The organism is Pseudodesulfovibrio hydrargyri, assembly GCF_001874525.1.
Lineage (GTDB): Bacteria > Desulfobacterota > Desulfovibrionia > Desulfovibrionales > Desulfovibrionaceae > Pseudodesulfovibrio > Pseudodesulfovibrio hydrargyri.
Genome location: NZ_LKAQ01000004.1, coordinates 298,179 through 322,491, shown reverse-complemented (window position 1 = coordinate 322,491; position 24,313 = coordinate 298,179). Strand labels below are relative to the sequence as shown.

25 protein-coding genes are annotated in these 24,313 nt (G+C 65.1%); 11 read left to right on the top strand and 14 right to left on the bottom strand.

The features are described from left to right. Window positions 1-4: 4 nt before the first annotated feature. Genes mraY through BerOc1_RS05895 form a run of 7 tightly spaced genes read right to left on the bottom strand, consistent with a single transcriptional unit; the run spans window position 5 to window position 7,680 of the window. Entirely contained in the window at window positions 5-1,081 is a 1,077-nt protein-coding gene (mraY, locus tag BerOc1_RS05925) for a phospho-N-acetylmuramoyl-pentapeptide-transferase (RefSeq protein ID WP_071544817.1), read from the bottom strand. After that, window positions 1,078-2,466 carry a UDP-N-acetylmuramoyl-tripeptide--D-alanyl-D-alanine ligase gene (locus tag BerOc1_RS05920; RefSeq protein ID WP_071544816.1) on the bottom strand — a complete coding sequence of 463 codons (1,389 nt, stop codon included), beginning with the start codon at window positions 2,464-2,466 and terminating at the stop codon, window positions 1,078-1,080. The genes mraY and BerOc1_RS05920 overlap by 4 nt, the downstream gene beginning before the upstream one ends. Then, the gene (locus BerOc1_RS05915; protein WP_071547020.1) at window positions 2,463-3,986 is read right to left on the bottom strand and encodes a UDP-N-acetylmuramoyl-L-alanyl-D-glutamate--2,6-diaminopimelate ligase; all 1,524 of its coding nucleotides are present in this window, start codon (window positions 3,984-3,986) and stop codon (window positions 2,463-2,465) included. The genes BerOc1_RS05920 and BerOc1_RS05915 overlap by 4 nt, the downstream gene beginning before the upstream one ends. Further along, window positions 3,961-5,922 carry a penicillin-binding transpeptidase domain-containing protein gene (locus BerOc1_RS05910; protein ID WP_071544815.1) on the bottom strand — a complete coding sequence of 654 codons (1,962 nt, stop codon included), beginning with the start codon at window positions 5,920-5,922 and terminating at the stop codon, window positions 3,961-3,963. The genes BerOc1_RS05915 and BerOc1_RS05910 overlap by 26 nt, the downstream gene beginning before the upstream one ends. Before the next feature lie 52 nt (window positions 5,923-5,974). After that, window positions 5,975-6,256: a hypothetical protein gene (locus BerOc1_RS05905; protein WP_014322273.1), complete on the bottom strand. Its 282-nt coding sequence runs from the start codon at window positions 6,254-6,256 to the stop codon at window positions 5,975-5,977. Further along, a complete protein-coding gene (rsmH, locus tag BerOc1_RS05900) occupies window positions 6,253-7,233 on the bottom strand; it encodes a 16S rRNA (cytosine(1402)-N(4))-methyltransferase RsmH (RefSeq protein WP_071544814.1) in 981 nt (326 codons plus the stop codon). The genes BerOc1_RS05905 and rsmH overlap by 4 nt, the downstream gene beginning before the upstream one ends. Further along, window positions 7,234-7,680 (bottom strand): division/cell wall cluster transcriptional repressor MraZ, encoded by a 447-nt coding sequence (locus tag BerOc1_RS05895; protein ID WP_071544813.1) that lies wholly within the window; start codon window positions 7,678-7,680, stop codon window positions 7,234-7,236. A gap of 278 nt (window positions 7,681-7,958) precedes the next feature. On the opposite strand from BerOc1_RS05895, the gene pyk reads away from it, so the two are divergent. Both pyk and BerOc1_RS05885 read left to right on the top strand, forming a co-directional pair. Further along, entirely contained in the window at window positions 7,959-9,401 is a 1,443-nt protein-coding gene (gene pyk, locus BerOc1_RS05890; RefSeq protein WP_071544812.1) for a pyruvate kinase, read from the top strand. A 7-nt stretch (window positions 9,402-9,408) separates the two neighbouring features. Continuing rightward, entirely contained in the window at window positions 9,409-10,419 is a 1,011-nt protein-coding gene (locus BerOc1_RS05885) for an HD-GYP domain-containing protein (protein ID WP_071544811.1), read from the top strand. Window positions 10,420-10,502: 83 nt separating this feature from the next. Here BerOc1_RS05885 and BerOc1_RS05880 read toward each other — a convergent pair whose 3' ends face one another. Beyond that, window positions 10,503-10,994: a CBS domain-containing protein gene (locus BerOc1_RS05880; protein WP_071544810.1), complete on the bottom strand. Its 492-nt coding sequence runs from the start codon at window positions 10,992-10,994 to the stop codon at window positions 10,503-10,505. 140 nt (window positions 10,995-11,134) lie between these two features. Between BerOc1_RS05880 and BerOc1_RS05875 the strand changes: the two genes are divergently transcribed. Beyond that, window positions 11,135-11,899 (top strand): DUF3108 domain-containing protein, encoded by a 765-nt coding sequence (locus tag BerOc1_RS05875; protein ID WP_071544809.1) that lies wholly within the window; start codon window positions 11,135-11,137, stop codon window positions 11,897-11,899. Here the strand turns inward: BerOc1_RS05875 and BerOc1_RS05870 are convergent. After that, window positions 11,896-12,171 carry a hypothetical protein gene (locus BerOc1_RS05870; protein ID WP_071544808.1) on the bottom strand — a complete coding sequence of 92 codons (276 nt, stop codon included), beginning with the start codon at window positions 12,169-12,171 and terminating at the stop codon, window positions 11,896-11,898. The genes BerOc1_RS05875 and BerOc1_RS05870 overlap by 4 nt on opposite strands. Next, entirely contained in the window at window positions 12,168-12,476 is a 309-nt protein-coding gene (locus BerOc1_RS05865) for a hypothetical protein (RefSeq protein ID WP_071544807.1), read from the bottom strand. The genes BerOc1_RS05870 and BerOc1_RS05865 overlap by 4 nt, the downstream gene beginning before the upstream one ends. 118 nt (window positions 12,477-12,594) lie before the next feature. Between BerOc1_RS05865 and rlmD the strand changes: the two genes are divergently transcribed. The 3 genes from rlmD to BerOc1_RS05850 all read left to right on the top strand — a co-directional run bounded on the left by rlmD (window position 12,595) and on the right by BerOc1_RS05850 (window position 16,528). Continuing rightward, window positions 12,595-13,977: a 23S rRNA (uracil(1939)-C(5))-methyltransferase RlmD gene (gene rlmD / locus BerOc1_RS05860; RefSeq protein ID WP_071544806.1), complete on the top strand. Its 1,383-nt coding sequence runs from the start codon at window positions 12,595-12,597 to the stop codon at window positions 13,975-13,977. 83 nt (window positions 13,978-14,060) lie between these two features. After that, window positions 14,061-15,038: an ABC transporter substrate-binding protein gene (locus BerOc1_RS05855; RefSeq protein WP_084641134.1), complete on the top strand. Its 978-nt coding sequence runs from the start codon at window positions 14,061-14,063 to the stop codon at window positions 15,036-15,038. Window positions 15,039-15,166: 128 nt separating this feature from the next. Next, window positions 15,167-16,528 (top strand): class I SAM-dependent methyltransferase, encoded by a 1,362-nt coding sequence (locus tag BerOc1_RS05850; protein ID WP_084641132.1) that lies wholly within the window; start codon window positions 15,167-15,169, stop codon window positions 16,526-16,528. Between the two features lie 13 nt (window positions 16,529-16,541). On the opposite strand, the gene BerOc1_RS05845 is transcribed toward BerOc1_RS05850, so the two are convergent. After that, complete coding sequence (locus BerOc1_RS05845; protein WP_071544803.1) at window positions 16,542-17,789, bottom strand: HD domain-containing protein; 1,248 nt, start codon at window positions 17,787-17,789, stop codon at window positions 16,542-16,544. 202 nt (window positions 17,790-17,991) lie between these two features. Here BerOc1_RS05845 and cbiM point away from each other — a divergent pair, with 202 nt between their 5' ends. The 5 genes from cbiM to trhA all read left to right on the top strand — a co-directional run bounded on the left by cbiM (window position 17,992) and on the right by trhA (window position 20,956). Beyond that, window positions 17,992-18,588 carry a cobalt transporter CbiM gene (gene cbiM, locus BerOc1_RS05840; protein ID WP_071544802.1) on the top strand — a complete coding sequence of 199 codons (597 nt, stop codon included), beginning with the start codon at window positions 17,992-17,994 and terminating at the stop codon, window positions 18,586-18,588. Window positions 18,589-18,630: 42 nt separating this feature from the next. Beyond that, entirely contained in the window at window positions 18,631-19,260 is a 630-nt protein-coding gene (locus BerOc1_RS05835) for a NikL family nickel/cobalt ECF transporter subunit (protein WP_084641130.1), read from the top strand. Between the two features lie 127 nt (window positions 19,261-19,387). Next, on the top strand, window positions 19,388-19,690 hold the full coding sequence (locus tag BerOc1_RS05830) for a hypothetical protein (protein ID WP_071544801.1): 303 nt from the start codon (window positions 19,388-19,390) through the stop codon (window positions 19,688-19,690). Window positions 19,691-19,735: 45 nt separating this feature from the next. After that, window positions 19,736-20,188 (top strand): RrF2 family transcriptional regulator, encoded by a 453-nt coding sequence (locus BerOc1_RS05825; protein WP_071544800.1) that lies wholly within the window; start codon window positions 19,736-19,738, stop codon window positions 20,186-20,188. Window positions 20,189-20,314: 126 nt separating this feature from the next. Beyond that, window positions 20,315-20,956 carry a PAQR family membrane homeostasis protein TrhA gene (trhA, locus tag BerOc1_RS05820; protein ID WP_071544799.1) on the top strand — a complete coding sequence of 214 codons (642 nt, stop codon included), beginning with the start codon at window positions 20,315-20,317 and terminating at the stop codon, window positions 20,954-20,956. Window positions 20,957-21,279: 323 nt separating this feature from the next. Here the strand turns inward: trhA and BerOc1_RS18800 are convergent, their stop codons facing one another. From BerOc1_RS18800 to BerOc1_RS05810, 3 genes are all read right to left on the bottom strand, one after another. Next, complete coding sequence (locus BerOc1_RS18800) at window positions 21,280-22,122, bottom strand: hypothetical protein (RefSeq protein ID WP_071544798.1); 843 nt, start codon at window positions 22,120-22,122, stop codon at window positions 21,280-21,282. A gap of 352 nt (window positions 22,123-22,474) precedes the next feature. Then, the gene (locus BerOc1_RS18795; RefSeq protein ID WP_129586492.1) at window positions 22,475-22,576 is read right to left on the bottom strand and encodes a MetS family NSS transporter small subunit; all 102 of its coding nucleotides are present in this window, start codon (window positions 22,574-22,576) and stop codon (window positions 22,475-22,477) included. Window positions 22,577-22,585: 9 nt separating this feature from the next. Continuing rightward, window positions 22,586-24,070, bottom strand: a complete 1,485-nt coding sequence (locus BerOc1_RS05810) for a sodium-dependent transporter (protein WP_071544797.1) — start codon at window positions 24,068-24,070, stop codon at window positions 22,586-22,588. Window positions 24,071-24,313: the final 243 nt, after the last annotated feature.

Here is a 24,313-nt window from a genome sequence, read left to right as displayed (position 1 = left end):
GGTTCTACCTCAGTTTCAGCGTGGACAGGGCCATCAGGGCCATGAGTATGGACAGGATCCAGAAGCGGACGATGATCTTGGATTCCGGGATGCCCTTGAGTTCGAAATGGTGGTGCAGGGGGGCCATCTTGAAGATGCGCTTGCCCCCGGTGAGCTTGAAGTAGCCGACCTGCAGGATGACCGACAGGGTTTCGAAGACGAACACGCCGCCGACGATGGCCAACAGCAGCTCCTGCTTGGCCAGCACGGCCACGAAGCCGAGCGCGCCGCCCAGGCCCAAGGAGCCCACGTCGCCCATGAAGACCTGGGCCGGGTGGGCATTGAACCACAGAAAGCCGAGCCCGGCGCCGACCATGGCCCCGCAGAAGACCGTGACCTCGCCGATGCCCTGGATGTTCTGGACCTGGAGGTATTCGGCCATGGTCGCGTGTCCGGACACGTAGATGAAGATGGCGAAGCAGGCCATGGCCACGACCATGGGCCCGATGGCCAGCCCGTCCAGCCCGTCGGTCAGGTTGACCGCGTTGGACGCCCCGACCATGACGACCAGGGCGAAAGGCAGATAGAACCAGCCGAGGTCCGGGTTGAAATTCTTGAAGAACGGCACGGACAGCCGGGTGGAGTAGGCCGGTTCGCTGATGAGCAGGGCGATGGCCGTGGCCGCCACCAGGCACTGCAGGGAGAACTTGGCCTTGGCCGACAGTCCCTTGTTCCGCCGCTTGACCACTTTGATGTAGTCGTCCGCGAAGCCGATGGCGCTGAACCCGCCGAAGGCCAGCAGGGTCAGCCAGACGTAGATGTTGGTCAGGTCGGCCCACAGCAGGGTGGAGACGGAAACGGACAGCAGGATCATGAGTCCGCCCATGGTCGGGGTGCCCTGCTTGGCCTGGTGCTTGGGGCCGTCCTCGCGGATGTACTGGCCGCACTTGATCCGGGTCAGCCAGCGGATCATGGCCGGGCCGAACAGGATGGAGATGATCAGCGCGGTCAGCAGGGCCCAGACCGAACGGAAGGTGATGTACCGGAAGACGTTGAGGACGCCCACGTCCGTGCTCAGGGGGACGAGCAGGTTGTAGATCACAGTCCGCCTCCTTGGGGCAGGGCGTTCAGCTCCCGGCACAGAACGTTGGCCAGAAGCTCCATCTTCAGGGAACGGGACCCCTTGACCAGGACCACGCCCTCGGTGAGGCACAGCTCGCGCCACGCCTCGAGAAATTCCTCGGGTTTCCCGGCCTCGCGCATGTACCCGCCAAAGCCGCGCTCCACGTCCAGGAAGTGCTCGCCCTTGTAGAAGACCATGGCCGGCGCGACCTCGCGCAGGACCCGGCCGAGCTCCTCGTGGAGCGCCATGGCCTCCTTGCCCAGCTCGCGCATGTCGCCGAGGACCAGGACAAGGGGGCTCTCCCCGGCCATCTCCCGCGCGGTGCGCACGGACTGGGCCATGGACAGGGGGTTGGCGTTGTAGGTGTCGTCGATGACCGTGACGCCCTTGCCTATCTTGCAGCAGAAGCGCTGCGGGTCCGTGGCCATGGTTTGCACCCCTTTGACCACGTCGTCGCGGGACAGCCCCAGGCAGTGGGCCGCCGCGGCCACGCAGGCCAGGTTCTCGGCATAGTGGGCCCCGCGGAACGGGGCGGTTATCTCGCCGTCGCCGTCCGGCGTTCTCAGCCGGAAACGGCCCTGCCCGTCGGGCGTGGACCCGAGGAACACGGCGGAAAAGTCGGTGTCGGCGCCGTCGCGGCCCGAGAAGCCCACGGGCGCGTCCACCAGTTCCAGGGCCGCGTTCCAGAGCAGGGGATAGTCCCGGCAGATCACGGCTTGGCCGTTCTGACGCAGGTAGCGCAGCAGGGCGGTCTTGGCGCTCGCCACGCCCGCCTCGTCGCCGAGTCCCTCCAGGTGGCCGGGGCCCACGTTGGTGATGACCGCCAGGTCCGGACTGGCCACCGGAGCCAGCTCCTCCATGTCGCCCCGCCGCGAGATGCCCAGCTCCATGATCCACAGCTCCTGGTCGGCCGAGGCCTTGAGCATGGACAGGGGCAGCCCGATCTGGTTGTTGAAATTGCGGTAGTTCTTGGCCGTCGCGAAGCGCTGGGAAGCCACGGCGTGGAGCATCTCCTTGACCGAGGTCTTGCCCGCCGTGCCGGTCACGGCCACGAGCCTGGCCCCGCAGGTGTCGCGCCAGCAGGCGGCCAGCCTGCCCAGGGCGACCTTGGTGTCGCGGACCATGATGATCGGCGCGTCCACCTCGCCGATCATGCGCGAGGCGACCACGGCGCAGGCCCCGCTCGCGGCGGCCTGCCGTGCGAATTCGTGGCCGTCGAAATTCTCGCCCGCGATGCAGAAGAAAAGGTCGCCGGGCTCCACGGTGCGGGAGTCCGTCTTCACCTCGGTGACCACGGTCTTCTCGAACCCTTCGTCGGCCAGGGTGCCGAGGCAGCGTGCGACTTCAGCCAGGGTCAGGTTCACGAATACACTTCCTCGATGGCTTTGAGCGCGGCTTCCCTGTCCGAAAAGTGGCGCTTGGTGGTGCCGATGATCTGGTAGTCCTCATGCCCCTTGCCCGCGATGAGCAGGGCGTCGCCCGGCTCCATCTCGGCCACGGCCATCCTGATGGCCTCGGCCCGGTCCGGGTTCTCCATGACGCGCTTGGCCCCGGCCAGTCCGGGGCGGGCGTCGTCCATGATCGCGGCCGGGTCCTCGGTGCGCGGGTTGTCCGAGGTCAGGACCGCCACGTCGGCGAAGCGCGCGGCGGACGCGGCCATGAGCGGGCGCTTGGCCCGGTCGCGGTCGCCGCCGCAGCCGAACACGGTGATCAGCCGCTTGAAATCCAGTTCCTTGAGGGTGCCCTGCACGTTCTCCAGGGCGTCCGGGGTGTGGGCGTAGTCCACGAAGATGTCCAGCCCCTTGTCGTTCATGACCCGCTCCAGCCGCCCGGGCACGCCCGGGAAGGTGGACAGCCTGCGCATGTCGCGGCAGTTCAGGCCGAGCTGCAGCCCGACGGCCTGGGCGGCCAGCAGGTTCATGGCGTTGAACGAACCGACCAGCGGGGACTGGACCACCCAGGTCTTGCCCTTGAAGGCGGTCTCGATCTCCATGCCCTGGCCGGTCATGGACAGGATGCGCCCCTGGACCAAAGGCCGGTCGCCGACCTCCTGGCGCACCAGGGCGGTGTCGCCGATGCCGTAGCCGATGCCGCCCTCGCAATCCCTGAGCAGGCGGCGCCCGTACGGGTCGTTGAAATTGATCACCCCGGCCTTGTTCCTGCGCGGGTATTCGGCGAAGAGCTTGGCCTTGGCCCGGAAATAGGTCTCCATGTCGCCGTGGTAGTCCAGGTGGTCCTGGGTCAGGTTGGTGAACACGGCGGCGTCGAAGTCCAGCCCGGCCACGCGGTACTGGTCCAGCGCGTGGGAGGAGACCTCCATGACGGCCACGTCCACGTCCGCCTTCTTCATGTTGAAGAGCAGTTCGTGGATCATCCAGCAGTCCGGAGTGGTCAGGGGGGCGTCCATCATGAAGCCGGGCCAGCGGTAGTTGACCGTGCCGAGCACGCCCACCTTGAGCCCGCTTTTGGCCAGCAGGTGCTCGATGATGTAGGAGGTGGTCGTCTTGCCGTTGGTCCCGGTCACGGCCACCAGCTTGAGGTCGCGGTCCATGACCTGGAAGTGGGCCCGGGCCAGTTCGCCCAGGGCTATGGCCGGGTTGGGCACGTACACGGCCACGGCCCGCTTCTCGACCACCGGGGCGACCAGGTCGCGGGCCGCCTCCGGGGCCACGATGTAGCGCGCGCCGTTGTCCATGGCGCCCGGGATGTAGTCGATGCCGCGCACGGCCGTGCCGGGCATGGCCACGAAGCATTCGCCGTCCTGTATCTTGCGCGAATCCGTGCGCACGACCAGCCCTTTTCCCGCCTTTTCCAACAGGGTCTCGAAATCCATGACGCCCCGTACCTTTTCCTTTTCGCTATGAGAGCCAGAGAACAAAAACATCATCCGCCCCCTCCTTGCTGCGGTTTTCGGGCCAGGGCTGCCCCGCCCGGGGCTCCTGGCGCTTGACCGTCATTCCCTTCCCTTTGAGCACCGGGACAATCCCCATCCGGACCAGTGTTTCCAGCGCCCGGCGCACGGACATGCCCTCGATGTTCGGCACCCTGCCGTCGTCGATGCGGGCCACGGGCGCGGGCACTGCCCGGTCGAGCGGCTCGTCGGCCAGCTCGTCCACGGTGGGGTTGTCCTCCACCGTGGCGTGCAGGGTCTCGGACAACTGGCCGTGGTAGGCCAGGGTGCGCACGGTCACCTCGCGGCAGACCGGGGCCGCGACCATGGAGCCGTAGTTGGCCTTCTGCGGTTCGTCGATCATGGTGATGACCAGCAGCTCCGGCTCCCGGGCCGGGACCAGGGCCACGAAGGAGGACAGGTACTGGTCGCCGTAGCCCCCTTCCTTGGAGGCCTTCTGGGCGGTGCCGGTCTTGCCCGCCATGGTGATGCCCTCGATGCGCGCGCTGCGGCCCGTGCCGTCCTCCTGGACGACCTCCTCCATCATCTTCAGGACCGTGGCCGCGGTCTCGGGGGTGAAGACCTGGATGGAGGCGTTTTTGCGCTCGGCCCTGGGGGAGAGGATGAGATTCAGGTCGCGGGTGGCCCCCTGGTTGGCCAGGCAGAGGAAGGCGTGGGCCAGCTGCACGGCGGTCGCGCCGATGGACTGGCCGAAGCTGATGCAGGCCAGGTCCACGGAGGTCCAGGAGCCCGGCGCCCGGAGGATGCCCGCGGACTCGCCGGGCAGGCCGAGGTGGGTCTTCTCACCGAAACCGAGTTTGGTCAAATAGTCGTGGTACACGCCCGCGCCCAGGTTCATGCCGATCTTGGCCATGCCGATGTTCGAGGAGTAGCGCAGAACCTTGTGGACCGGGAGCCACTTGGAGGGATGGGTGTCCCGGATGACCCGGCGGGCCACTTTCCAGCGGCCGTTCTCGCAGTCGATCAGGGTGTCCGGGGTGATGGTTCCTTCCTGAATGGCGGCGGCGATCAGGAACGGCTTCATGGTCGAGCCGGGCTCGTAGATGTCGGTCAGGGGGCGCAGGCGGCGCTGGGACGGCTTGGACGAGCGCACCGTGTTCGGGTTGAAGAACGGCTCGCTGGCCATGGCCAGGATGTCGCCGGACTTGACGTCCACCACCATGACGATGCCCGCCCGGGCCTCGTACTTGGCGATTGAGTTGGCCAGGGCCTGCTCGGCGGCGTGCTGGATGTGGGTGTCGATGGTCAGGCGCACGTCCTTGCCGTTGACGTCCATCTCCCGGCCGTGGGCGTCCAGGTAGAGGTGGCGGCCCGTGGCGTCGCGCTGGACCTCGAACTCGGCCTTGCTCGGGGCGAGCAGCTTGTCGAAGACGCGCTCGACGCCCTCGCGGCCCCGGCCGTCGATGTCGGTGAAGCCGAGCAGCTGCCCGGCCAGGTGGCCGTTGGGGTAGATGCGCGAGTATTCGGTGGTCAGCCGGATGCCCTTGAGGTCGGCCCGGTTCAGGGCGGCCGCCTCGCGGTCCGAGACCTGCCGTTTTATCCAGATGAATTTCTTGCGGGACTTGAGCTTGCGGTAGACTTCGCGGCGGGAGAGCTTGAGGTCGCGGGACAGGGTGTCGGCGGCCACGTCCACGTTCTCGATCTCGTGGGGACGGGCGAACACGGACTGGGCTTCCACGGAAGTGGCCAGCATCTCACCGTTGCGGTCGAAGATGCGGCCCCGCTCGCCGTATTCGTATTCGGCGGCGAGACTCTGCCTGGATGCCTGGTCGGCCAGGGCGTCGCCCTCGTAGAGCTGCACCCAGCCGGTACGCACCCACAGAGCACCGAGGGCGATCGCGAAGAGGGCCGTGACGAACCCCATCTTGATCCCGCTGTGATCCGTGCGCCTTGTATTGTCCTGTGCCATCGTATTCCCTGTTTCCCACTATGGCGGCGCGTTGTATGGCGTAAACGCGTCGCTATTGCGAGGCTATGCGCCGTATCTGGCCCGGCGCCGCCACTCCCAGGCCGAGTTGGCCCGCGAGCTTTTTCAGCCTGTAGGGCGAAACCAGGTTGTTCCTCTCAACCGTCAGTTTCGCGGCCAGATCCTCTTTCCGGCCCAGGCTCTGCTCCATCTTGCGCAGGTCGTATGCCAGATCCATGCGCTCGATGTTCAACCAGACCGCTCCCAAACCGAGGAACAGCGCCATGCCCAAGAGGCCCAGCACCATCCAGAGGAGCGTTTTGTCGGTCTTGCTCATGCTTCTTCTCCGTCGGGGCCGAGCCTTTCCGCGACCCGGAGCTTGGCGCTCCTGGCGCGGGGGTTCGCATCCCTCTCGGCATCCGAGGCGGCCTCCGGTTTCCTGGTCAGCACTTTTATCTCGGGCACGCCGCCGCAGGTGCAGTGGAGTTGATGCGGGGGGCATTTGCACCCTTTGGCGGCATCCCGAAATGCGTGCTTCACGGCCCTGTCCTCCAGGGAGTGAAACGAGATTATGGCCAGCCTCGCGCCCGGTTTCAGGCGTCCGACTATGGTTGCAAGGTAATGTTCAAGTTCCTCAGTTTCCCTGTTGACCGCTATGCGCAGTCCCTGGAAGGTCCGGGTCGCCGGGTGGTTGCGGGCCGTATGCCGCATCTTCGGCGGGTAGGCCAGCCGCACTATCTCGGCCAGCTGGAGCGTCCTCGTGATCGCTCCCTTTTCCCGTTCCCTCACTATTGCGGACGCGATCTTCCCGGCCAGGGGGTCTTCCCCGTAGACCCGGATGATGCGCGCCAACTCCCCGTGTTTCAGCGTATTGACCAGCACCTCGGCCGGGGGGCCGACGTCCGGGTCCATGCGCATGTCCAAGGGTCCGTCGTGGATGAAGCTGAATCCTCTATCAGCCTCGTCCAGCTGGAGGGAGGAGACGCCGAGGTCCAGGACCGCGCCGTCGATCTGCTCCCAGCCGATCTCGTCGAGCGCTTCCTCAAACCGGGAAAAGGGCAGGTGAAAGAGGTGCACGCGGTCCTTGAACGGCTCAAGCCGCCTGGTTGCGAGCGCCAACGCCTCCCGGTCCCGGTCGAGCCCAACGAGCTCGGCCCCCTCGCCCGCCGCTTCCAGAAGCGCCAGGCTGTGGCCGCCCATGCCCAGGGTGCCGTCCATGTAACGGCCTCCGGGGCGGGGATTCAGCCACCGAACCACTTCATGTAAAAGAACCGTGGTGTGCAGCGAGGCGGGATCGACCTCTCCCGGCTTCATCTAGAAGGGCAGGGAGACGTTGTTTTCCGCCAGCTCCGAGGACACGTCGTAGTCCTGGTCGAGCAGTTCCTCGAAGGCCTCCGCGGACCAGATCTCCAGCCGCCTGCCCGCGCCGATGACCACCACTTCCTTGTCCAGCTTGCCGGACTTTCGCAGGTGCGCGGGAATGGCGATGCGCCCCTGCTTGCCCACCGGGGTCTCGGTGTACCCCAGATTCAGCAGCCGAATGGTGTTCTGCAGCTCGCGGCTGGGCGACTTGATGGACTCCAGTTCGCGTTCGAGCTTGTTCCACTGGTCCGGGGTGATGCCCACGACATGCTTGTCGAAGATGGTCAGCACGATGACACCGTCCGGCAGTTCCTCCCGGATCGCGTCCCGGAACTCGGGCGGCAGGATCAGCCGTCCCTTGTCGTCCAGGCTTCTGTGTGCGTGACCTCTGAATTTCATCGTTTTCCCCGGAGCTCCCTCTTGCTCCACATCTTTACACTGTCTCTACACTAAATTCCACTTCTTCCCACCTCTGCGCGAAAATCAAGGGAAAGTCAACCGTTCACCCGGAAATGGCGGCCAAAATTCACCGAGTATCATTGATTTTTTGTCGGGCCGCGCCTAGACTTGCACCATTCTTGAACGAATGCCCGTGGCAATTGTTCTGTAAAATCAAAACACAAGACGAGCCCCGGTCGGGGCGCCCGCGGGGCGCGGACCGGGGCGGGGAGGCTGTCATGGACAGGCACATCAAGATCATCGCCACCCTCGGCCCGGGCACCGAGTCCTACGAGGCGGTCAAGGAGCTGGTCGAGTCCGGGGCCAAGATCTTCCGGCTCAACTTCTCCCACGGTGGCAAGGAGTTCTTCGCCAAGATGGTCGAGATCATCCGCCGACTGGAACAGGAGACCGGCCTGACCCTGACCGTGCTCCAGGACCTGTCCGGGCCCAAGATCCGGACCTGCGACGTGGGGCTGGGGGCCATCGAGGTGACCAAGGGGACCGAGGTCCTGCTCGGCACCCCGGACAAGGCCGAGGGCGTGACCGAGCCGTTCATCTGCCTGAACATCCCGGAGATGTTCCAGGGCGTGAAGGTCGGCGACCCCGTGGCCCTGTCCGATGGCATGATCCGCTTCAACGTGGTCAAGATCGAGGGCGAGAACCTCATCCGCCTCAAGGCCGCCAACTCGGGCATGTGCCCGCCGCGCAAGGGCATCACCTTCCCCGGCACCAAGACCCCGCTGGCCCCGCTGACCGACAAGGACAAGGCGGACCTGGCCATCGGCATGGAACTGGGCGTGGACGTGGTGGCCATGAGCTTCGTCCAGAAGCCCGAGGACATTCGCCACTTGCGCAAGGAGATGCTCAAGCACGGCAGAGGGCTGCCCATCATCGCCAAGCTCGAGCGCACCGCGGCCCTGGACTGCCTGGATCAGATTCTTCAGGAGGCCGACGGCATCATGGTCGCGCGCGGCGATCTCGGCCTGGAACTGGACCTGGCCGAGCTGCCCGTGGCCCAGAAGCGCATCATCAAGCAGTGCAACCAGGCGGGCAAGCCGGTCATCGTGGCCACCCAGATGCTGCTTTCCATGGTCAACTCACCCATGGCCACCCGGGCCGAAACCACGGACGTGGCCAACGCCATCCTGGACGGCGCGGACTGCGTCATGCTTTCCGAGGAGACGGCCATCGGCAACTATCCGGGCGAAACCGTCCGGTTCATGCGCAAGATCGCCTACCAGATCGAGGCCTTCATGTTCGAGTCCGGGCCCGAGGAGCTGGACCGGGGCGGGGCCAGGGACAATCCCTCGACCTTCCTGGCCTACGCCGCGGCCATGCTGGCGCGCAAGACCAAGGCCCGGGCCATCGTCTGCCACTCCACCTCCGGAGCGACCTCCAGGCTGCTCTCGTCGTGCAGGCCCGGCCAGTCGGTCTACGCCCTGTCGTCCGACCCCATCGTCAGGCATTTCACCAATCTGTCCTGGGGGGTCATTCCCGCCATCCCCCTGGACGTCATCCACGACCATCAGGAACGCGCCGAGGTCTTTGTCCGGCAGTGCCCCGATTTCGTGGAAGGGGACATCGTCATCATCACGGCCGGCCAGCCCGAGCAGGGCAAGTCCACCACCCAGACCAACGTGGTCAAACTGTACGAGAAACTGATCAAGGAAGAGGATTAGCCCAGCGATGCGAGCCGACCAGAAGCACGACATTCCCGACGGACTCAACGAAGAGTATTACCAAGTCAGCGAGGACATCCTGGGCAGCTTCAACAAATACAGGCCCCCCCTGAACATATTCACCTTCAAGGAGGACGTCGCCCGGGTGGTGCCGTACTACAAGGTCGGCGGCAGGCTGTCCAACGACCAGGTGGAGGAACTGGCCGGGCTGACCAACGAGGGGCTGGTCTTCGTCTCCCGCGAGGACCATCCGGTCTACGTCAAGCACATCAGCTACCAGCTCGACCTGGTCCTGGTGGACGGGAACCTCAAGGAAAAGGAGATCGCGGACATCTTCACCCAGGCCCTGACCCGCAGGCTGGCCGAGTTCTTCGAGCAGCCGGTCAAGGCGGTCTTCGACAAGCTCTGGGTGGACCTCATGGTCCTGTCCGAATACCTCTACGCGGACATCCGCCGCGCCCGCGCCCTGGTCCGGAGGCTGCACCGGGAGCATACCCTGGAGAACCACTCCATGAACACCGGCTTCCTCGGCCTGGCCCTGTGGGGCAAGATCAAGGAGAAGGGGTTCGCCGAAGGGGTCAAGCGGGCAAACTTCGACCGGGTCCTGGCCGGGCTCTTCCTGCACGATCTGGGCATGGCCAAGGTGCCCGTCTTCATCCGCACCAAGGACAAGCCGCTGACCGGCGACGAGCGCGGCAAGGTCAACGCCCACACCAAGGTGGGCTTCGAGATGCTCGGCAAGCTCGGCCTGCGCTACGCCGAGATGGACCAGTGCGTGACCGAGCACCACGAGCGCATGAACGGCTCGGGCTATCCACTCAAGTCGGTCAAGCAGGAGTTCCCGGGCAGGCTGACCGCCGTGGCCGACTCCTTTTGCGCCATGATCACCAAACGGCCGTACGCCGAACCCATGGGCCCGGTCCAGGCGGCCAATGCCCTGGCCCAGGACCCGCGCTACGATCCGGAGATCACCAAGGCGTTGCAGATGCTCCTGCTCATCGACCTGAAGATGAAGTAGCCGGGCACCACGGCTTTTCCCATTCCGCAAAAAAGGCCCGCTCCAACCGGAGCGGGCCTTTTCGTCTCAGTGGATCGCGGAAACTACTTCTTGAAGATCTGGACCATGTCGCGGGTCATGTCGCGGTACACGTCGGTCACGTAGACCACGCCCATGACCTTGTCGGCCTCGACCACCAGGGCCCAGTCGCGGCGGGACTTGAGGAACACGTCCAGGACCACCAGGATGGGATCGTTGGGCTTGAGCAGCGGCGGGTTGGGGATGATGTATTCGTCGAGCCGCAGCTGGGTGCAGATCAGGCAGGCGTTGGCGAACTGCTGGTCCCAGTCGACCTCGCCGTCCAGGGTCAGGTTCTCGTCCTTGAGCACGGATTGCTTGACCGCCTTGAAGAGCTGCCAGAGGTTGATGGTCCCCTTGAGCTTGCCGCCCTTGGTCTGGACCACCACCACCTGCGAGTCCGGGGCCTCGACCATGGCCTCGCGCATGACGCGGATGGCCTCGGCCAGGCTGGCGTCTTCCTGTACGGTCGGGTATTCGTCGCGCATCATGTCCCAGGCGCGTTTTCTGAGCATCATAGGGGCATTCCTCCGATAACAAGCTTGAGTCAGGGCCTCTCCTCTCATCCTCGTAACGCGTGTGGGGATATTTGTCCATGACAACGGCGTGGTTACGGGGGTCTCCTTGACTCGGGCGCGGTTCATGACGAATATGAAGTATGCGTAAGATTTTCCTGACCGCCGTTTTGCTGCTGTTCCTGGCCGTCCCGGCCCGGTCGGCCGAGGACCCGGCCCCGCCCTTCGGGCCGGGCGAAAGGCTCTACTACGACATCTACTGGACCGTGATCCACGCGGGCCGGGCCGAGCTGACTTGCATGGACGACACGGAGATGGACGGCCGGCCCGCGCGCTATTTCCTCGCCAAGGCCAGGACCCAGGGCTGGGTGGACAACTTCTACAAGGTCCGGGACACCATGGAGGCCTGGACCGACATGGATGTGAATTACGCCCTGCGCTACAAAAAGGACCAGAACGAAGGGTCCTATCACAAGAAGGTGGAGCTCGTCTTCGACAAGCAGGCCAACCAGTCGTACCGCTATGCCCGGGGCAAGCTGCAGCACACCCTCGACCAGCCGGAAAACGTCTTTGACCCCATGTCCATCCTGTTCGCCTTCCGCAAGGAGGCTCTGTACAAAGGCATGGAGTTCGACGCCAACGTATCGGACGGCAAGGTCTCGGTGGTGGGCAAGGCGTTCGTGGAGGACAGGGAGACCGTGGAGACCGGCATCGGCGACGTGGAGGCCTATCGCGTGCGCCTGGACATCAAACACCTGTCCGGCGTGTTCAAGAAGTCCAAAAAGGCCGAGCTGTACGTCTGGTTCTCCGCCGACGAGCGGCGCATCCCGGTCAAGGTCAGGTCCAAGGTGGCGGTGGGCCACTTCTCCATGACCCTGCGCGAGTATTACCCGCCAGCCAGGGGCTAGCGTCCTTCCGTCCGGCGTTCCCGGAGATGGACCTTGTTGGACCGGGGGAACTCCCGTTTGAGAATGGTCTTGAGCCGTTTCTTGAGCCCGGGCCGGTCCTCGGTGGCCGTCTCGTCCCGGTAGCCGAACTCGCGGACCTCGAAACCCGCGCCGACCTTGCGCACGGCCACGCCCCGGTCGCGCTTGAAGGTCAAAAGCTCCAGCACCGCGCCGTCGGGCAGCTTGTCCAGCCGGGAGAGGGCCGTGGGCAGGGCCGCGCCAAGGTCGATCATATGACCTTGCGCCCGGCGGGCAGGTCCTGGCCGTCGGCCGCGCCCAGGTCGTAGACCCGGATTTTCGTCGAACGGGGGAATTCCCTTTTCAGCAGGGTCCTGAGCAGTTTTTTCAGGCCGGAGAGAGGGACGCTGAAGTCCTCCTGGTGGAATCCGTCCTCGGTCACGGCAAAGGCGTCCGTGCCCGTGCGCCGGATGAGCACCGAGCGGTTGCGCTTGTACGTGCGCAGGTCCAGGGCATGGCCTTGGGGCAGCTTTTCGAGTTTGCGCAGCAGGGCGGGCAGGGCGGTGGCCTTGTCGAGCATGGGTAAAACATAGACAGGGGGGCGAAACCATGTCAAACCCGCTTTCCGCGACCAATCATTGTATACGGTGTTCCGGCGTGCCACAGTATGGGACGAACGGAAACACAGGAGGCGCTCCATGCCCTTGCAGAAAGACGAAGTCATAGAATGTTCCATCGAGTCCCTGGCTTTTGGCGGCCGGGGCGTGGCCCACGTGGACGGCATGGCCGTGTTCGTGGCGGGCGGATTGCCCGGCGACACGGTCACGGCCCGCGTGGTCAAGGCCAAGAAGCGGTTCGCCGAGGCCGCGCTCGAATCAGTGGTCACCCCTTCGGACCGCCGCGTGAAGCCTAAGTGTCCCCACTTCGGGCAGTGCGGCGGCTGCGCCGCGCAGGATCTGGAATACGGCGAGCAGGTGGCCCAGAAGGCGGCCCAGGTGGAGAACGCCCTAAGGCGCATCGGCGGGGTGGAAGGGTTCGCCATGGACGCGCCCGCGCCGTCGCCCGTGGTCTGGAACTACCGCAACAAGATGGAGTTCGTCTTCGAGCAGCGGGCCGACGGCCTGCATCTGGGGCTGCGCGCCAACCTCCCGGCCGGGGAAAAGGGGCTGGCCCCGGTCCTGGACATCGAGGAGTGCCACCTTTGCGCCCGGCGGGACGTGGAAATCCTGCGCGCGGCCCGCGAGTTCGCCCGTGCCTCGGGGCTGCCCGCCTTCGATCCCTCGGAGAACAGCGGCTTCTGGCGGCACCTGGTCGTCCGCCACACCTCCCTCAACGAAATCATGGTCCATGTGATCACCGGCGAGGAGACGCGCCACTACGCCCGGGCCGAAGAACTGGGCAAGGCCCTGGTGGACCGTTTCCCGGACCTGACCTCGTTCGTCCATTCCTCGCGCGCCCGCCGCTCCCTGGCCGCCTCGGGCGAGAAGACGGTCTTCCGCCTGGGCGCCCGCGCGGTGGAGGAAATGGTCGAGCACGACGGCCGCCAAGCGCGCTACCATATCGGGCCCAACGCCTTTTTCCAGACCAACACGGCGGGAGCGGGCGAGCTGTTCGGCACGGTCCGCGAGTTCGGCGGGTTCACCGGGACCGAGACCGTGCTCGACCTCTACTGCGGCATCGGGGCCATCGGCATCTTCCTGGCGGACAAGGCGGCGCGGGTCATCGGCTTCGAGATCAGCGAGGAGGCCGTGGCCAAGGCGTGGTCCAGCGCCAAGCTCAACGGCCTGGACAACTGCGAGTTCGCGGTGGGCACCCTGGATACCGACGCCAACCTCAAGGCCTTGCCCGAGAACGACGTGCTGGTCATCGACCCGCCGCGGGCGGGCATGCACGAGAATACGGCCCGGGCCATCCTCGAACTGGCCCCCCCGAAGATCATCGCCGTGTCCTGCGATCCCGCCACTCTGGCCCGCGACGTGAAGCGGCTTTCGGAGAGGTACGAGCTCAAGCGCGCCCGCGCCGTGGACATGTTCCCGCACACCCACCACATCGAGACGGTGGCCCTGCTGGAATTGAAATAGGACGGGAAAAGGTCTTCTGTCTGGAGGGCGGCGGGAGAGCGAATATAATGGCCCAAGCGGCCAAAAGGTGACAGTTCTCTTGTATGATGGATAGCCCGAGACAATCCCGCGCCGGAAGCGGCGTCCACGCCGGGGGATTGCCCCTGCTGAAGCTGTTGTTGTGTTGCGCCTTCTGGCTTTCCCTGCCCCTGGCCGCCCTGGCCGGGGAGTTCAGGATACTGGTCGTTCCCAAGGCCGAATCGACCCGCTACTGGCAGGCGGTCAAGCAGGGCGCACTGGACGCGGGCAGGGAGTGCGGCGCGGAGGTCGTCTTCCGGGGGGCACTGCTCCAGGAGGAGGTCAAGGCGCAGCAGGCCATCCTCGCCGAGGCCATGCAGGATAGGCCCGACGCCATCGTCATCGCGCCTACCCACACCACGCTGCTGGCGGACGCCCTGAACGAGGCCCGGCAACGGGGCACCCTGGTGCTGGGCATCGACTCGTCCATGGAAGGGGTGGAGCTGACCAGCTACATCGCCACGGACAACGAGGCCGCCGGGCGCGAGGCCGCGGAGTACCTGCTCGGGCTCACCCACGGCAACGGGGCCGCGCTGCTCCTGCGTCACGCGGACGACAACGGGTCCACCCTGGACCGCGAACGGGGCTTTGCCGAAACCCTGGCGGCCCGGGCACCGGGCATGAAGCTGATCGACGCCGGGTTCGTCGGCGTGAGCATCGGCAACGCCTACCATCGCACCCTGACCCTGCTCCAGGAGCACCCGGACGTCAGGGCGGTCTTCGCCTCGTCGGAAAAGATATCCATCGGCTGCATCCAGGCGTTGCGCGAGCTGAACCTGGGGCGCAGGGTGCGGGTCCTGGTCTTCGACGAGACCCCGGAAGTCCGCGAGGCCCTGCGGGACAAGCTCATCGACGCCTTCATGATCCAGCAACCCTACCGCATGGGCTACCTCGGGGTGAGCACCGCCTGCGACGCCCTGAAGGGCAAGCCGGTCCCGGAACGCGTCGTCACCAGGGTGAAGCTCGTGACCGACGCCGGGGCGTTGCGGCCAGAGACCGAGTAGCCTTCTGAAGCCCACTCCGGGCCCGGCCTGTTTGGCACACAATTAGCATTTTGCGGAAATCCCTTCTGGTGGGAAAATTTTGCACGCTCACGCTGAACCTCGAGTAACCTTTGCGCACGTGGTGAATCATGATTACCAGAGTCTACATCCCGATGGATGAGTATGTTGACCTGCTCCCCGCCATCCTGGAAGCCGGCATCCCCAATCATAAGGCCAGGCCCCGGCCCGTGCTCGATCTCTGTGGCCTGCGCTGCATGTTCCTTACCTTCGAGGGGGTGGACGCCTACGTTCGGACCCCGTTCGCCTTCCCCTTCGTCATTTCGGTGCTGCGCGGGGAGTTCCGCCAGCCCATGCACCGCCTGGAGGAGGTGGACTGGCTGTATCTCGGGGGGGATAAGGCGGGCTTTGTCTCGGCCCTGGCCGAGCACGCCAGGGCCACGGGCGAGGAGGCCGAACTGATTCCGTTCCGGGAGTTGTCCGGGGCCGTCCCGCAGCAGCCGCGCGAGGGTGAGTTCCACGTGACCATCCCGCGCAATACGGTCAACTACAACGAGAACAGCTGGGTTAAGAACAAGGATGTCCTGTCCGGCGTCCCACCTGAGTCGTGGGGCCGGAAAACGGCCAACAACACCGGCAGCTACGCGCGTCTGATCGAGCGCCTGGCCGTGCCGCACCTGCCCCGGCCGCCCCGGGTCATCGTCGACCTCGGCAGCGGCCTGGGCTACACCACCGCCGAACTGGCCCGGCTCCATCCCGAGGCGCGGGTCTTCGGGCTCGAACTGTCGGACTCGGCCCTGGAGGTGGCCCGTGCCTCCTTTGACGAGCCGAACCTGACCTTCCTCAAACACGATATTTCCGAACCGTTGGATTTCGGCGAAGGAGCCATCGACCTCCTGGTCAGCGTCAACGCCCTGGCCTACGCCCGTGACCAGAAACGGAGCGCGGACGACATCTTCGCCAAGCTTTCGCCCGACGGCATCTTCTTCAACCACAGCCGGATCGGCTATTCCCACGATTTCTGGGAGTTCCCCTACAGCCTGGTCTGGCCCCTGATCTTCCAGATATATCCCGAGACCTGGGCCGGGGCCGCCAGTGAGCGCGGGCTCAATACCCGGATGCTGCCGCCGCAGCTGAGCCGCCGCCTGACCCCCTGGAGCTTCATGCACCCCATGTCCCAGGGAACCATGCGGGCCCTGGAACGGTGCAGCCTGCGCTATCAGGAGGAGGACGTGGCGGAGTACCTGCCGTGCACCACCCATGCGTTGCTGCTCCATTCGCGGCACGTGGAGGACAACATGGAAAGCCACCTGAGCGGCGGCCCGTCCAGGGGGGAGACCCTGGCCCACTGCCTGGGCCTGCTTTCGGAAATGCCGGACTACATGCAGGACATGGCCCTGCGCAGCCGCCGGGAAAACGCCAAGTCCATGGGGCTCGGCGACGTGGGCATGGATTACTGCCGCCGTTTCGTCGCCGGCGGTGTCGCCTTCTAGGCCGGGAGCGGCCCTAGTCGAAATCCGCCAGCAGGGCGCTGACCTGGACCCCGGCCACGACCGGGCGCTCCTTGTAGGTCTGCTGGATGCGGTACAGGGCGTGGTGCAGCTGGTCCGAGGAAATGCCGTTCTTGAGCGCGGTGTGGGCCTCGATATAGGCCGCGATGGAGTCCGAGACCTTGAGCAGGGGGCCGTCCTTGGGGTCCAGGGTGTCGTGGTTGTACTTCCCGGCCAGATCGGCCTCCGGGGCCTCGGTGACCACGCCGTCCAGGACCACGGTGGCCTTGAACTCGCTGCCCACCTCCAGGCCCAGGAAATACTCCAGCCGTTCGGTGATGTCCGTGTACCCGCCCTGTTTGAGCGGGTTGAGGACCACCCGGTGCAGCTCCAGGATCTCGTACTCGTGGATCAGCTCGCTGATGTCGCGCGACGCGCCCTTGACCGGGGAGATGATGTCCCGGGTCAGCAGCTCGGGCAGGTCGTGGAACAGGCCGGAGAAGAAGTTGTTCTGGCTGCGGGCCCGGCACGCGCCCACCTCCATGGAGAAGAACCAGGAATAGGCGGCCACGATGAACATGTGGCCGAGCACCGAGGTCTCGGGCACGCGCGGGGTCTGGGACCAGCGCTTCTGGAAGCGCAGCCGCCCGCACATGCGCGCGAACCCTCCGAGCACCGAGCCGTCCTCGTCGAGCAGCTCGGACACGCCGTTCAGGTCGCGCATGGCCTCCAGCCGGTCGATGAAGCTCTGTTCTATCTCGGTCAGCTCGTGGTCCATGCGGTTGATGGACTTGAGCAGCTTGAACTCCGAGTAGCTGGCGTACAGGTGGGCGGCGTGCAGGATGCGCCGGGCCAGGCCCTTGTCCTCGGGGTGCATCAGGTACTCGTTCATGCGCCGCATGAAGTCCGCGCCCAGCGGCATGATGCGCGGGGTCAGCTCCTTGAGCACCCAGTTGGTCAGGGTGGCGTAGTCCTCGGCATTCTCCTTGATGCGGTAGAAGACCGGCGGCTTGATGTCCGTGATGACCAGGCGGTAGAGGTAGTCGAAGATGCCGCCCTCGATGATCGATTCGCCCAGCGCCCGCTTGCGGGCCACGTCCATGTCCCGGGAGTTGAGCAGGAAGAGCAGCCAGGCGACGATCAGCTTGTGCCCCTGCTTGTCCACCTCCACCAGCTCCATGGGCCGCAGCTTGTCGTTCCAGCGCTTCATGAACGCGCCGGAAAAGATGAGTTCGAGCAGGCTTTTTCGAATGATGACCGACATGGAGGCTCCCTTGGCTTGCGGTGCGCCCCAACAGTGCCGGAAAGGGCAGGGGAAGGCAATACGCCGCTCGCCGCCACGGCCCAAACACCGCTTGTAAAAACCATCCCGCAGGTGTATACAAATTTTCGATTGTTAACACGCTGGCGAAATCTTCCCGAAATCCGGGTGGTTGCTTGGCTGGCTATGACCAAGAGCGGGTCCTATGCACATTTCGGAAGGGGTTCTATCCTGGCCTGTCCTGGCGGGCGGGGCGGTTCTCGCCGTGGCCGGAACGGCCATCGGCCTGAAAAAGATCGACTATGACCGGATCATGTCCGTGGCCATCCTGGCCGCCACCTTTTTCATCGCCTCGCTGATCCACGTGCCCATCGGCCCGTCCAGCGCCCACCTCATCCTGGGCGGCCTGCTCGGCGTGATCCTGGGCTGGGCGGCCTTTCCGGCCATTCTCGTGGGGCTGGCCCTCCAGGCCGTGCTCTTCCAATACGGCGGCCTGACCGTGCTCGGGGTCAACTGTTTCGACATGGCCGCGCCCGCCGTGCTCTGTCATTACCTGTTCCGGCCCATGCTCCGGCGGGGCGCGGGCAGCCGGTTCGCCGGGGCCTTCGCCTGCGGGTTCCTGGCCATGCTGCTCAGCGCCACCCTGACCGCTGCGGCCCTGGCCCTGTCCGGGGACGAGTTCGTGGAGGCGGCCCAGGTGCTGTTCATCGCCCACCTGCCGATCATGGCCGTCGAGGGCGTCATCACCGGTTTCGCCTATTCGTTCCTGTCCAAGGTCAAGCCCGAGGTCCTGGGCTGCTGAACCGGCCCGCAATTTTTCACCCGACCAACCCGAGGAGTTGTCATGAATCGTCTGATCATCGCCGTCTGTCTGGCCCTGGCGGCGACCCTGTGCATGGCCATCGTGTCCGAGGCCCACAAGGTGAACATCTTCGCCTATGTCGACGGCGACCGGATCGTCACCGACAGCGGCTACAGCCGGACCAAACGGGTCCACGACGGCGAGGTGGAAGTCTACGACGCCGCCACCGGGAAGAAGCTGCTGAGCGGCAAGACCGACACCGACGGCAAGTTCGCCTTTGTCATCCCCGAGGCGGCCCGGGAAAAGAAGATGGACCTGCGTCTGCTGCTCAAGGCCGGGCAGGGCCATCAGGCCGAATGGACAGTGGCCTACGCCGAGTTCGCCGACGCTCCCCGGCCCGCCTCCGATATGGTCGTGGAGGAGAACCCGGCCGAGGCGGCAACCGATTCCGTCGGCCCGGCTCAGTCCGCGGCCACTGCCGCGCCCGCAACGGGCGGGCTGACCGCCGCCCAGGTGGACGCCATCGTCAGGCGCGAGGTGGAGCCCATCAAGCGCATGCTTGCCGAGCTGCACGATTCCGGCCCGTCCATGACCGATATCTTCGGCGGCATCGGCTGGATCTTCGGCCTGTTCGGCGTGGCGGCCTACATGCGGAGCCGCCGCAGGCCGTAAGCCGCACGATTCTGCAAAAAATCAGACCTCAAAGGTCGCGATTGTTGTCGCGGCCTTTTTTTTGTGATAATTCCCCTACGGGAAGATTCGGAATTATCCGGATGTACAATTTGCGGGGAGATGGAGAATGAGTTTGATTGGGAGAATCTGGAGAGGCGAAGAGGGCCTTGCCCTCACCTTCTGGGGATACGGTTTCGGTGCCAATATCCTGTTTACGATGATAATGCTCTTGGTCCTTACGCTGAACATATCAATCTGGGGATTTGTGGCTGTCTTTTTGTTCCGGCTCGTCTACATGGTGTTCATTTCCGTGGGAATCTGGCGCAGCGCCAGCCGCTATACAGGAAGTCAGGGCTGGGCCTATCTTGCAAAGATAATGGTAATCTTGGGGTATCTCAATGCTTTTCTGTCCCTGGGAAGGGGAGTCTGAGACCAGGGCTCGGGTATCTAGATAGTAATCAGAAAGGAGTCGTTCATGAAACTGACCACACGCAGCCGCTACGGCACGCGCATGATGCTCGACATCGCCCAGCATGGGAAGGAGGGGCCGGTGCGCATCCAGGACATCGCCGACCGCCAGGGCGTCTCGGCCAAGTACCTGGAAAAGCTGATCCGCAAGCTCAAGGACGTGGGTTTCGTCAAGTCCAAGCGCGGCCCCCGGGGCGGCCATTCCCTGGCCAAGCCCGCGGCCGAGATCCCCATCGGCGAGGTGGTCCACGCGCTTGAGGGCGACGGCTCCCTGGTGGAGTGCCGGTCCGGCGACAAGGGGTGCGCCCGCATCAGGGAGTGCCTGACCCGCCGGTTGTGGCAGGAGGCCGCCGACGCCATGTACGCCCGGCTGAACACCTTTACCCTGGCCGACCTGATCGACGACGCCGAGCAGTGTTCGAGTTCGGACATCGAACCGTGGAGCCGGGGCGGATTCTGATCCGGCGCGACCCATGCCCGGTGTCCCTTCGCCCGCCCGGCCGTCACGGAAAGTCCGCCGTCAAACGCTTGTTTGCTTCCGGCAACTGTGCGACAGTTGAGTCGGCATCAATGCCAGGGAGCTCTCATGATCCTATCGCTTCGTGACCCGGTCAGCGGATTGACCCATTGCATCGCGGCGGCCCTGGCCGTGCTCGGCACGGTCCTGCTCATCGTCCGCGCGGCCAGCCCGGCCCTGCCGTGGCACATCGTCGCCTTCTCCGTCTTCGGCGGGGGCATGATCCTGCTCTACACCGCCTCCACCCTGTATCACTGGCTGCCCGTGAGCGAGCGGGGCGTCAGCCTCCTGCGCCGGGTGGACCATTCCATGATCTTCTTCTATATCGCGGCCACCTACACGCCCATCTGCCTCATCCCTCTGCGCGGCCCCTGGGGCTGGTCCCTGTTCGGGGTGGTCTGGGGAATCGCCATCGGCGGCATCGTCATGAAGGTCTTCTGGATCACGGCCCCGCGCTGGCTGTCCACGGGCATCTACCTGGCCATGGGCTGGCTCGTCCTGGTGGGCATCTACCCGCTGGTCCAGGCCATGTCCGCCGCCTCACTGGCCTGGCTCGTGGCCGGGGGGCTGGCCTATTCCCTGGGCGCGGTCATCTACGCCGTGAAGTGGCCCGACCCGCTCCCCAGGCGTTTCGGCTTCCACGAGATATTCCACCTCTTCGTCATCGGCGGCAGCGCCTGTCACTACGTGGTCATGTACTGCTACGTGTAGTTGGCGCGGCGGCTTCCGATAGCGGCGTGTCAGCACATTTTCCGAGGGCGCGGCTGATCCTCACGTAGGGGGACTACGCTGCGGTCAGCCACGCCCTCGAAAAATGCACTGCCACACCACTCTCGAAAGCCTCTGTGCGGGGGGAAGAGCGTCGGGGCGCTGCGCTGCCGACGCTTTGGGGGGCGAGGGGGGCGTCAGGGCGCTACGCTGCTGACGCTTTTGGGCGTTGTGGGAGTCGGATGGCGTCGGAATCCCCGACGCTTTTTTTGTGTCTAGCGGTCCGGGGTGAGGGGGTGTTGGGCGCGGAATTCCCGCATGCGGCGTTACAGGCGTTCGTCTTCTGTTTCCGGGCGGAGTTTTGGTTTTTTGGGGCGGATGCGGAGCGCGGCGTTGAGCATGTCCGGGCCGTAGGCGGCCGAGGCCAGGAGCGGGAGCATGAGCCATGTGTCCATGGCCGGGCCGTGGCCGAACAGGATTTCGAGCGCGCGGGGCAGGACGAAGATTAGGGCCAGGTACAGGGCTGCGTGGATCCAGAACCGCTTCCAGCGCTGGCCGCGCGTCAGGGAGGCGAACCGGATGTTGGGCCGGGCCACGGTCAGCCGGTAGAGCATCCACAGGGCCATACCCACCACGGACAGGGAGAACAGGGTCAGCGCCCGCAGGGTGAACGGCTCGGGGACCAGCATGGCGATGAGCAGCCCTCCGGCAAAGGGCACGGCCAGATATAACCCGTAATAGGTCAGCCACCGCCTGGGGCCGTCGTCGGCCAGGACTTTTTTCACTTCCCGTTCGTCCGGGTCCTCCTTTTCCACGGGCGAAAAGAGCATGCCCAGGAAGAGCAGGGCAGGCACCGGCAGAATTATGCGGAACATCCCGGAATCATGGGACAGCAGGAGCAAGGCGGGCAGCAGGACCAGCCCGATGTACAGGGTCAGGTACATGAGCCAGCGCAGGGTCCGGTGCGTCCAGGACTCGAAGGCGAACCGCGCCTGGGGCCTGAAGACCACCAGGTTCAGGCTCATGACGGCGTAGAGCAGACCCATGATGGTATGGGCCACGGCGTGGGCCTCGCCCGGCTGCGCGCCGTTGCCGTCCACCCAGCGCACCAGCAGGGCGTAGGGCAGGTAGTAGATGACCAGGGTGAAAAGATATCGCTTCAGGTACATGGACAGCTCCACGGACGGCGCAAAACGCCGGACAGAGGGCCGGAAGCCGAAGGGAATGCAGTGATACGCACAAAAGGACCCTTTTACGCCAGAGCAGAAGCATTATCTACCCGCGCCGCCCCCCGATTGTCAATATGCCGCTCGCCCTGTACCCAGGAGGATACGAGGGTGCACACCCCCGCGAAGCGGCACCAAAAAGTTTAGGAGGGAAAGGGGGATGGGGGGCCGGGGGAAGGGGGAAAGGGAAGCCCTTTTCAAAGAGTTCCCTTTCCCCCTTCCCCCGGCCGTCGGAGGTAAAAAAGAGGGCGGCATCGCAGATGCCGCCCTCTTTTCAGTGCGAACGTAACGCCGTCTAGTGGCGTTTGCTGTTGATGGCCAGGCGGATGCAGTAGATCGCGCCGCCCCAGGTGACGCCGAGGCCGACGCAGAGCATGATGATGGCGGAAGTGGTCATGGTGTCTCCTTAGTTTTGGCGGACGAAGCCGTAGCTGGCCTGGCGGCGGCTCACGACCAGGGCGAGGACAAAGGCCACGGGCAGCAGGGACCAGCCGAGCAGGGCGAGGTCGGACTGGGCGTAGCCGCCGTAGGGGGTGCCCAGGTCGGTGACGATGTTCATGACGAAGGTGTAGCCGAGCACGGCCACGGTGACGAGCTTGAGGCAGAGCCGCCAGGCGAGGCCGACCTTGAAGTCCGAGACCGCGTTGACGTGCGCGTTCAGATCGTCGAGGCCGACTATGTAGCTCATGAGCAGGATTTCGGCCAGGGCCAGGCCGAGGATGCACAGGTTGTTGACGAAGTGGTCGACGATGTCGAGGATGAGCAGCCCGCCGCCGGTGGTGAAGACCAGGGTCATGAGGAAGCCGAAGCCGCAGACCATGGTGGCGGTCCGCTTGCGGCTCAGGCCGAATTTGTCGATGAAGGACGAGCTGACGGCCTCGACGATGGAGATGTGCGAGCTGACCCCGGCCATGGTCAGGCAGAGGAAGAACAGGGTGCCCACGAACGCGGGGGCGGGCATGGTGTTGATGGCCGCCGGGATGGTGATGAAGGCCAGCCCCACGCCCGCGCCGGCCACGTCGGACACTTCCTGCCCGGTGGCGTGGGCCATGTTGCCGAGCACGGAGAAGATCATGATGCCCGCGAGCAGGGAGAAGCCGCAGTTGATGAACACGGTCATGGCCGCGTTGTTGTTGATGTCCGAGTCCTTGGGCAGGTAGCTGGAGTAGGCCAGCATGATGGAGAAGCCGATGGACAGGGAGAAGAATATCTGGCCGTAGGCGTCGGCCCAGACCGTGAAGTCGGCCAGCTTGGAGAAGTCGGGGTGGAACAGGTAGTTCAGGCCGGTCATGGCCCCGGGCAGGTTGACCACGCGGGCGATGAGCACCAGAACCAGGACGAAGAGCAGGGGGATGAGGATCTTGCAGGCCCGCTCGATGCCCTTGCGCACGCCCGAGGTGATGGCCAGCCAGGTGACGGCCCAGGCCAGGGTGCACGCGGCCAGGATGGGCCAGCGGATGCCGCCCAGGGCCAGCGGCGACGAGCTCAGACCGAGGTAGTCGCCGAAGAAGAACGCCTTGGGATCGGCCCCCCAGGTCTGGTTCAGGGCGAACCCGGTGTAGTTGATGGTCCAGCCGATGACGGCCACGTAGTAGATGGAGATGACCAGGGCGACGACGACCTGCATCCAGCCGAGCCACTCCCATTTCCCGCCGAGGGCGCGGAAGACCTTGGGCGCGGAGCCCCGGAACTTCTGGCCCATGCCGAATTCGAGGATCATGAAGGGGATGCCTGCGGTCAGCAGGGCGAAGATGTACGGGATGAGAAAGGCGCCGCCGCCGTTCTCGTAGGCCATGTAGGGGAAGCGCCAGATGTTCCCCAGACCGATGGCGGATCCGACCGCGGCCAGGACAAAGCCTGTGCGGGAGCCCCATTGTTCACGTTGAGCCATATTTCACCTGCGTTTTTTAGCGTGGGCCGCGCGGACGCGGCGCGGCTGCCGTTCGGGCCGGAGGGGCGGCGCGCCCCTGTGCCCTGGAGCGGAAAAAGAGAACGGGACCCCTTTCGGGCGCCCCTTCCCTTAGTCCGCGAACGGATAACTGTACAAAAGCGAGTTGTCTGTAAGCCAAATTCCCCGGTCTGTCCACATTTGAGGCCGCATTTTGCCGGGTAAAATTCGATTTTTCGGGGAAAT